Source organism: Arthrobacter sp. ISL-69, assembly GCF_018613775.1.
Classification (GTDB): domain Bacteria; phylum Actinomycetota; class Actinomycetes; order Actinomycetales; family Micrococcaceae; genus Arthrobacter.
Genome location: NZ_JAGGPO010000050.1, coordinates 1 through 8,543 on the forward strand (window position 1 = coordinate 1; position 8,543 = coordinate 8,543).

Genomic DNA, 8,543 nt, shown 5'->3' on the forward strand with positions numbered 1-8,543 from the left:
TCGACCGGTTGAATACGGCCAGAGTCCCGCGGTCTGAATGGAAGATGGCGTTCGGGGTCAGGTGACCGCGGTCCCTGGCCATCGTCAGGGCCCCGGTAACCAACGAGGCGCGCATATGGTCAGCCATGGCCCAGCCGACGACCATGCGGGTGCACAGATCGAGGACAGTGGCCAGATACAGCCAGCCCTCGCCGGTGCGCAGGTAGGTAATATCGCCGACGAGCCGTGTTCCAGGTGCTTCCGCTGTGAAAACCCGGCCGATGAGGTCTACGAAGACTTTGTCCGGGTCCGAAGGGATGGTGGTGCGTTTGAACGCACGCATGCGCTTCGCCGCCCACCCGTTCTCGGCCATGATCCCCGCCACCGTACCTACCGAAACCTCGATGCCGGCGGCGGCGAGTTTGGTGTGCACCATGCGGTGACCGAAGATCCCGCCAGAGGATTCGAAGACGGTCTTCACCTGGTCCGTCAGTTCCCGGCGGCGGGCTGCGGTTGAAGATTCCTTAGCATCGCACCAGCGGTAGTACGACGCCCGTGGAAGCTCCAGTTGCCGGCACATCCAGGCCACAGGAAAGTCGGCGTTCTTCTCCCGAACGACGCGGTAGAGATCTTCTACCGCTGTTCTTTGGCGAAGAACGCCGAAACTTTTTTCAGGAAATCATTCTCCCTCTCGAGCTCCCGAAGCCGGGCCTCCATTGCCTTGAATTTGACAGGATCCACCGGGTCATCGGGTTTGCCGCTGCCCTCCAGATCAGCATCACGGGCCAACCGTATCCAGCGTTTCAGAGCCGTCAACGAGATGCCGAGATCAGCAGCGACGGCAGGTAACGAACGCCCCGAAGAGGCCGCCAAGGCCACGGCATCGGCCTTGAACTCATCGGAATAGCCAGGTCGAGCAGACATGGGCACAATCCTTTCAAACTGTGTCTCACATCAGTAGTACACCTCACATCGTCTCCCACAGTTTGCGCCCGTACAGCGCCAGGCCCGTCGCCCCCACCCGGTCGGACTACCATTGGAACAGCTCGTCGCTCGGTACGCTCCAGCCGAGGTCGTCGCCGGGCGCGGCGATGTAGCCGCCCAGGCTCAGGTTCATGCCGAAGGTCAGTTTGCGCATGGCGCCAATCTCCCGTGAGTCGGTATTCGTTAACAGACCAGCACGGAAAAGTCATCGGTCAGGCCACACCGAGGGCCAGTTGACCACCACGCCAAGCAGATGCTCCGTACGGAAAGGATCGGCTAACGGGCGGACGGGGGTGACATTTATCGCTGCGATTCACAAATCAAGGGACCTATTTCGAGTCCGCTTCTCAATTCGATGCCCTCTCGAAATCCTTAGTTTTCAAGAGCCCAGCCCAGGGCTCGGTGATCCTGCGGGGTCGATGGCCTCTACGGAGATCAAGGTGATGCCAAGGTTTCGGACCTTCATGAGTAGCCCGTGCAGGGCCGCTTGGTCAGAGACGAAACCGCTGAGGCTTGTCGTGCCATCGCTTTCGTGGGTCAGGGTAAGGTCGCCGAACCAGGCGGACCAGCGGTCGTCGAGGTGCCCGTCGACCCGAAGCCGGTAGCCAGAGGGCTCCTGTCGTTTGAGGGACTGCATCATCAGAACCCGATCTCCGCCGGCGCCCTGCGGGTTTGGCTGCTGCTGTGCCGGTGGATGGCGTACTCAGCGACTATGACATTGATGACCCATCCTGTTCCTATCATGAGGCCGGTGCTGAGCGTGCTGGTGCCGAAGACCGCGTTCCCTATGCCTTGCGTGAATACCTGGGTGCCTGCTCCGAGGGCGGGGTCGTAGGCGCGTATCATCCAAGCCTCGTGGTGGCCTATGTCGCCATGGCGGACTGCGGCGAACCCCAGGATGATGCTGGCCGCCATGGCGGAGCCGAAGGCCAGTCTGAACACATAAGCCAGCTCCCCGGTTCCCGTTGTCGGGGGTAGAACAACGTCATCCAAAGCGCAGATACCGCCACTGCGAGACCCAGACCCACCAGGACCCGTCCCGCCGCCCGGTGCCAGCCGGGGTGGCGTCGCCGGAACCCGGGAGCGAACTAAAATGCGCCCACGAGGGCGTACCCCTCGGCGCAGACGATGTGCACAATCACAGGTACGGGTGAGGCGGCCATCCGGGCGTCGGCCGGTATGAGTTGCGGGCCGCCGCCCAGTTCCACCAGCCGCAAGCAACCGGCAATGGCGGGGATCAGGACGAGGGCCACGAGCGCGAACGGTACCCACCCCGCCGACCGGGTCGGCAGGGTGGGGCGTGGCGCCGCCTGAGTGGTCACTTGGTGCCCGCCGGATGGAGCGCCGAGCTGACCGTGCCGGTGAGGGGCCGGGCAGCCGGGGCGCGCAATCCGCGCCATAATGAGTAACCCAGACCGATCATAGCTACGCCAATCGGGATAGCGAACAGCCTTGCGTTGACCTGCGGCAGCAGCGGGAAGGCGAGAGTCGCCACGGAGCCGGCGGCGAGGAGCACGGCCGCCCAGCGGGCAAGGACCCTGGCGCGGAAGAGTCCGATGCCGAACAGGAGTCCGCCGCCCAAAAATGTGGCGGCCGAGGCCAGGTTCAGGACCTGCATCAGGCCGATGTCCCCACTTGCATGGCCACCCGTTGCTACGGCAAAGACGTCGTTGACGTAGGCGGGCGTGGTGTGGGCAAGAGTTGGAAAGACAACCGCCCCGATGACTTCGACGCTCGTCATGATGAGGTAGCCGGCGCCGAACACGAGGTACCCGATCAGGCCCAGCACTCCGGCCTGCTTCACCTGGTGCAGGTACATGCCGGTGATGCCGATGAGTGAAAGTCCGGCCATGAGCACCTTCAGGCTTTGGCGGACCGTGTACTCCGCGGTGGTGGCGAAGTCTGCATCCAGGTGGGGGTGGTTGATCTGGACGCCGATGAACAGCAGGCCTGCTGCGACGGCGGACAGGCCGGCCGAGCGGGTGAGTGCGGTGGGGGTGATGGACATGTCTTGCTCCCTGATTGTGAGTGCCGGTCGCGTGGCGCTGCCGTACAACTCAAAGGTAGGGACGGACGGTGTGACGCGGCGTCACCCGATGATGTGACTGGCCGGGTGAAAGCCGGACGCAGGAACGGTCACATGAGGCCGCGGTCGCGGGCACGAAGAACCGCGGCTCGGCGGCTGGTGACCCCGAGTTTGGTAAAGATGTGTTTAGTGTGGGTTCGCAGCGTGTTGGGCGAGATAAACAGCTCGCGGGCGATCTCCGGCCCGGTCAACCCGCTGTCGAGGAGCCTGAGCACCTGCAGCTCCCGCTCACTGATCGAGTCAACAACCGACGTCGGGCGCTCCCCTGGGCGGGAAGCTTGCGTTGAGGGCCCCTCCCCCAGGGCGAGCAGCCGGGAAGCGGGGGCGGCGGTGCCGCCGTCGTGCATTGCCTCACGCAGCAGCTCCAGCATGGGCTCTCCTTCGCCAAGGAATAGCCGCACGTACTCATCGGGTTCGGGCGCTTCGGCCCATGCGGAGCGAAGTGCTTCGAGGGCTAGGCGCCGGTGCCCCTGCACGTCGAACACCAAAGACTGCAGCATACGGATCTCCATCACGCTGCCGGCCCGTCCGGATGCAGCGGCGTTGGCCAATAACCGGCCCAACAGTTGATGGGTGCCCTGGACGGCGTCGGTAGTAGGGTCGGCCCGCTGCTGGGCAATCAGCAGCCGCACCAAGGTGAGGTGGTCATACTCCTTCAGGTAGCTGACATCGTCGGTGACAGACACCCCCCGTTCATGTGCCCAGCCGGCAGCCTCGGACAACGCGCCCTGGGCCACCTGGACGCGCGCCCTTATTGCAGCTATCGGGCGCACATCCGGGAAGAACCCAGGCCGGTAAAGTTGCTCCGCCTGATTTAGAAGATCGACGGCCCGCTCCGGGTTGCCTTCATCCTGGGCGACCAGTGCCGCCGCCACGAACCACCGGTAGCGGCTCTCGGTCATCGGCGAACGTTCGATGAACGCTGCGGCGGTCTCGAGGTGTCGCTTGGCGCTGCCGAGGTCTCCGACTTCACGGCAGATCTCGGATAGCCCCACGTGCAGGTCGGCGGTTGCCCGCGCCACAAGCTCGCCCTGTGCCTGCGTCAGCTGCAGCGCACTCCGATAGAGCCGGCGTGCCTCGCTGGGTCGGCTTGCCGCGAGCCACATGTCAGCGAGCACGACCGTGCTGCTGAGCTCGTCGACCAGGTTGCCGGCAGCGTGCAGGCTTGCCACAGCCTGCGTAAACGTCTGCAGCGCTGCCGGCAGGTCCCCCTTCGCCCACGCGGCGAGCCCCATAAAACCGGCCGCAGCGCCCCGCGCAAGATGATCGTTGGGGCCCGCCAGGTCAAGTGCGTGCCTAGCGTGCCCCAATGTGCCTGCCACATCCCCCCGTGCCTGCGCGAGCGAAGCGCGGTAAACGGCGATGGTCGCCGGCAGCGTATGGAGCTCTTTAGTGTCAGCCCAGGGGGCAGCCAACCCCTCCGGTACCGCAGCCAGCCCGCGTTCCGCGTCGTCGAGTCGAAGCTCGACCCCGTGAAGATCACCTGACATCATTAGCATGAATCCGTAGAAGACGCTAAGCACCGGGCTGCGCCGGATGGTGTCATCGGGCAGGGCCTTCAGCCAGCCGAGCAGCATCGCTTCCTGCCGGTTGCGACGGATCGCCGGCACGGCCAGCTCCATAAGGTAGGCCGCCCGGTCGAAGTCTCGGGCAGCCAATGCGTGCCTGACCGCCTCCTCTGCCAAATCGTGGCACTCGTACCACCGACTGGCGCGCTGATGCAGCAGCGGAATCTTCTCAGGCTGCTCACTAAGCAGGCGCGCCCGCAACACGTCGGCGAAGAGGTGGTGGTAGCGATACCACTCCCGTCGATCGTCCAGAGGGACAATGAAGAGGTTCGCACGCTCCAAGGCAATGAGCATCTGGCTGCCGCCGCCGCGTTCGGAGACGGCGTCGCAGAGCGGCCCCGTCAGTCGGTCGAGAACCGCGGAGTCCAACAGGAAACCCCGGACTTGCTCAGATTGCTGCTGTAGCACCTCCTCGACCAGGTAGTCGACGATATATCGGTCGTTCCCGGCGAACCGGGCGATGAAACCGGCGACGTCGTCGCGCCCCTGGAGAGAGAGCGCAGCCAGCTGAAGCGCGGCAATCCACCCCTCCGTCCGCTCCTCCAACGCCGCCACGTCCTCCGCGACCAGGTCCAGTCCCGCCACCTCATTGAGGTACGCCACGGCCTCCTCCGACGTAAAGCGCAGATCCACACCCCGGATCTCGGCCAGCTCGCCCCGCACCCGCCAACGCGACAGTGGCAGATCAGGGTCGGCTCGGGTGCTGATCACCACGTGCACATGGGGCGGAAGGTGCTCCATCAGGAAGACCATTCCGTCACCGACATCGCCACTGTCGATGACGTGGTAGTCGTCGAGCACCAGCCATACATCGTTCGGTGCCGCGGCCAGTTCGTTCAACACCGTGGTTAGCACAAGCTCGGTGGGCAACGGTGAGGACGAGATGAGCTCCAGCGCAGTCGAGCCGATGCCGGGCACCACCGTTTGGAGCGCGTTCACGACGTAGGTCCAGAACGACGCGGGCTCGTTGTCCACCGGGTCAAGCGAGAGCCACGCAACACGACCGTCTTCGCCAGATGTCTCATCCACCCACTCGGCGAGGAGCGTCGTCTTGCCGAACCCTGCCGGGGCGGACAACAGCGTCAGTCTCGACCCCCCACGCTGCATACGCGCACGGAGTCGTGGCCGTGTCACAAGCCCGCCTCGCAGCTTCGGGACATACAGCTTCGTTGCAATCATCGGATATGCCATGCGGTCTCCGTTCCAACGCAACCGTGGCCGAAGTGCGCGGCAGATAACACCAGCGTACCGGGGCGCTGGTGGTCAGGGCCGTGCGCACGAGAGCTGCCCCTACCCGGCCCCGGTAGGACCTCGTCAGGACCACAGCGACGCGGCATACCGGGCCGCCCACTGATCCGGAGCACGCCTCAAAAGCTGGCAGAACCCCGGGCAGCAGGAAAGATTGTCTGCAAGTCGCCGCACCAACGTACGCGAAAGCCGCCCGCTCATCAGATCTGGTCACATCGACGGCGTACCGATAGCACCTCAATGATGAGGAAGCATCTGCCGGCCCAACCAGGGCCGCCGGATGGACACACAGATCGCCACGACAAGGCCCGTCGAATAAGTCACCACGCTAATCACCATGTGTGATGACGCGTGGTCATTAGGTCTCCTTCTACCGTTCGGTCAGGACAACGAGCAGGGCCGCAACCCCGAAGAACGCAGCATCCAGTACATGCCTAACAACATCGACCAGCCCGGTGATTCGTGCGTTTGGAACGCGAACGAGACTAATAGCAGGCCGGTCCCTTAACCACTACGACAGGAAAAACCGTGAAACCGCTCTTGAAAAACCCATCCGTAATTCGTGCATTGATGTGGACCGAGGCCATGATTGCAGTGACGGTCGTCCACCACGTTTACAGGCTCGGCATGGAAGTGCTCATCGCGTCAGCCATCCTTCTGGTGTTGCCGGTGCTCTTGATGTGGTGGTACCGGCGAAGGCCGAGCCCTGCTACCCGGTGGGTGTACGCAGTGAACGCTGGCCTGGTTTTCGTGTACTTCGGCATAATTGACGGCTTTCTGGACCACGTGTTGAAAGCGCTCGGCCTGCAGAACACCACGTTCCTGCCTGGCAGCGACGCCGACATCGTAAAGACGGTCTACCACCTCTGGTCACCCGAAGCCGGCCATCTGTTCTACGAGTCCACCGGCATATTGACCTTTGTGGTCGGTCTTGGAGCCATCTACTTCAGCTACAGTTTCCTGCGGACCACCGGGACCAACTCTTCACCGGCCAAGAGAATCTCCTCTGAAGCGGCTTCTCTGTGATCCCTCAAAGTGCGAAACCACCAGCCGTCGCCCGTATGCCGCCTTATTGGACGCGACCCATAACCCATGTCCTTAGAGGACCTTGCGCGTCAATACGGTGGGGCATCACTATCTTCCGCCTGAAGCGACAGCAAGAGCGCTCACTCTCAACACGACCGCGGAAGAGTCCGGCACCTGGCGCATGGCCGGCTGTCCCGTCCTGATAAAGGATCCTCTTGCGGGCTGCACCATGCGCCAAATAGTGCTGTAAAAACGCCGCCACTTACCGCCGAAAGTCACAAACGCGCGGACGTGAAGAAGGCCAAAGAGCAGCGCCCGGCCGTCCGGTGGACGACCGGCTTTCGGGCGCCCGAAATGAGACTTATCGCTGCGATTCACAATGCGATCAGCCTCAGTGCAGTCGCGTGAACGGTTATTCATGCAAGGCCTGAGTCCACCTCTTTCAGGTGGAACTGTTTTCAAGGATTTGTCCGGTGGGTACCGTCGCGGTCTAGACCGGGGTCCATTATTAGTGACCGCCATGACTAAGGCCGTCTTCCCTCCCTTTGTCGTAACGGAATTTTTCAAGCTGAACGGTACCAACGGGAGTTAGGCGGCTAATTCTTCGGTGGGTTCCTTGGGTTGGTTGATCCACGCCGGTCCTGGGAGCGCAAGGATTTTTGGATCGGTGGTTGTCGTGAAGCGTTCGGGGTGTTTCGTCCGGGCTGCAGCGAGGGTTGCCGAGCGTTCTTTGGCGACGCCGGCGGCGTCGCCGTAGTGGATGTTCGCGGGGGTGTGGAAGCCGATGCCGGAGTGTTGGTGGTGATGGTTGTACCAGTCCACGAAACCGCTGATAAAGGCTCCGGCGTCGTGGACTGATGCGAAGCGTTCGGGGAATTCCGGACCGTATTTCAGGGTTTTGAAAATCGCCTCGCTGTACGGATTATCATTCGACACCCGGGGCCTGGAGTGGGACCGGGTGACCTCCAGGTCCGAGAGCAGCGCGGCGACGGTTTTGGAGGTCATGGACGTTCCCCGGTCCGCGTGCACGACCTGGGGGATGCCGTGGATTCCGAAGATTCCCTTCATCATTTCCACGGCCAGCGCCCCGGATTCGGTGGTGTGGACGTGCGCGCCGACGATGAACCTGGAATGGATATCGACCATCATGTAGCAGTCAAAATACTTCCCCCTGACCGGGCCCGCGAGCTTTGTAATATCCCACGTAAACACTTGGCCCGGTGCCGTGGCCACCAGCTCGGGAACCGTCCGGGGCGGGTGTTTGGCCAGTCGGCGCCGCTCCTTGACCTGCTTGTTGTCCTCCAGCACCCGATAAAAGGTCGACGGGGACCCGAGATAGATCCCCTGGTCCAGCAGCTTTGTGTAGACCTGCAGGGGTGCCAGGTCCACGAACTCCGGTGAGTTCAGGGCCGCCAGAATCTCCGCCCTCTCGGCGGCGTTGAGCTTGTTCCGGGGGACTACCGGGGTCTGGTCCCGCGGCGGGGACGGTTTCCGGTTCGCGGTCGTCCTGGAAACACCCGTCAATAAAGCTGCCCGGCGCGTGGGGATTTTCAGTTCTAGCATCGACCGATAGGTGGCCATCAGCGTTTCTTGGACCGGGGCCCGTCCGGCATATCCTCTGAGGCGCTCTCTAAGCCTTGATCCACCGACGG

General features: G+C 63.1%; 8 protein-coding genes and 3 pseudogenes. 1 reads left to right on the forward strand and 10 read right to left on the reverse strand.

Going from position 1 to position 8,543, the window contains the following annotated elements; genetic code table 11:
- The 9 genes and pseudogenes from J7I79_RS22855 to J7I79_RS22890 form a co-directional block, all read right to left on the reverse strand.
- A pseudogene (locus tag J7I79_RS22855) lies at positions 1-577 on the reverse strand (IS3 family transposase); the annotation flags it as partial.
- A 35-nt stretch (positions 578-612) separates the two neighbouring features.
- Positions 613-903 carry a transposase gene (locus J7I79_RS22860; RefSeq protein ID WP_214957335.1) on the reverse strand — a complete coding sequence of 97 codons (291 nt, stop codon included), beginning with the start codon at positions 901-903 and terminating at the stop codon, positions 613-615.
- A 46-nt stretch (positions 904-949) separates the two neighbouring features.
- Positions 950-1,117: pseudogene (locus tag J7I79_RS22865) on the reverse strand (dihydrofolate reductase); the annotation flags it as partial.
- Between the two features lie 225 nt (positions 1,118-1,342).
- On the reverse strand, positions 1,343-1,603 hold the full coding sequence (locus J7I79_RS22870) for a hypothetical protein (RefSeq protein WP_214957337.1): 261 nt from the start codon (positions 1,601-1,603) through the stop codon (positions 1,343-1,345).
- Positions 1,603-1,905: a DUF2306 domain-containing protein gene (locus J7I79_RS22875; RefSeq protein WP_214957339.1), complete on the reverse strand. Its 303-nt coding sequence runs from the start codon at positions 1,903-1,905 to the stop codon at positions 1,603-1,605. Before J7I79_RS22875 ends, J7I79_RS22870 begins: the two co-directional genes overlap by 1 nt.
- Positions 1,827-1,997 (reverse strand): annotated as a pseudogene (locus J7I79_RS25045) (hypothetical protein); the annotation flags it as partial. The gene J7I79_RS22875 and the pseudogene J7I79_RS25045, both read right to left, overlap by 79 nt.
- Positions 1,998-2,051: 54 nt before the next feature.
- Positions 2,052-2,285: a hypothetical protein gene (locus tag J7I79_RS22880; protein WP_214957341.1), complete on the reverse strand. Its 234-nt coding sequence runs from the start codon at positions 2,283-2,285 to the stop codon at positions 2,052-2,054.
- Positions 2,282-2,971, reverse strand: coding sequence for a hypothetical protein (locus tag J7I79_RS22885; RefSeq protein ID WP_214957343.1), 690 nt, complete (start codon positions 2,969-2,971; stop codon positions 2,282-2,284). Before J7I79_RS22885 ends, J7I79_RS22880 begins: the two co-directional genes overlap by 4 nt.
- 128 nt (positions 2,972-3,099) lie before the next feature.
- Positions 3,100-5,694: a LuxR C-terminal-related transcriptional regulator gene (locus tag J7I79_RS22890; RefSeq protein ID WP_251043186.1), complete on the reverse strand. Its 2,595-nt coding sequence runs from the start codon at positions 5,692-5,694 to the stop codon at positions 3,100-3,102.
- Between the two features lie 699 nt (positions 5,695-6,393).
- Between J7I79_RS22890 and J7I79_RS22895 the strand changes: the two genes are divergently transcribed.
- Positions 6,394-6,891 carry a hypothetical protein gene (locus tag J7I79_RS22895; RefSeq protein WP_214957355.1) on the forward strand — a complete coding sequence of 166 codons (498 nt, stop codon included), beginning with the start codon at positions 6,394-6,396 and terminating at the stop codon, positions 6,889-6,891.
- A 588-nt stretch (positions 6,892-7,479) separates the two neighbouring features.
- Here the strand turns inward: J7I79_RS22895 and J7I79_RS22900 are convergent.
- On the reverse strand, positions 7,480-8,543 hold a 1,064-nt coding region (locus J7I79_RS22900), incomplete at its 5' end, for a DDE-type integrase/transposase/recombinase (RefSeq protein ID WP_214957357.1).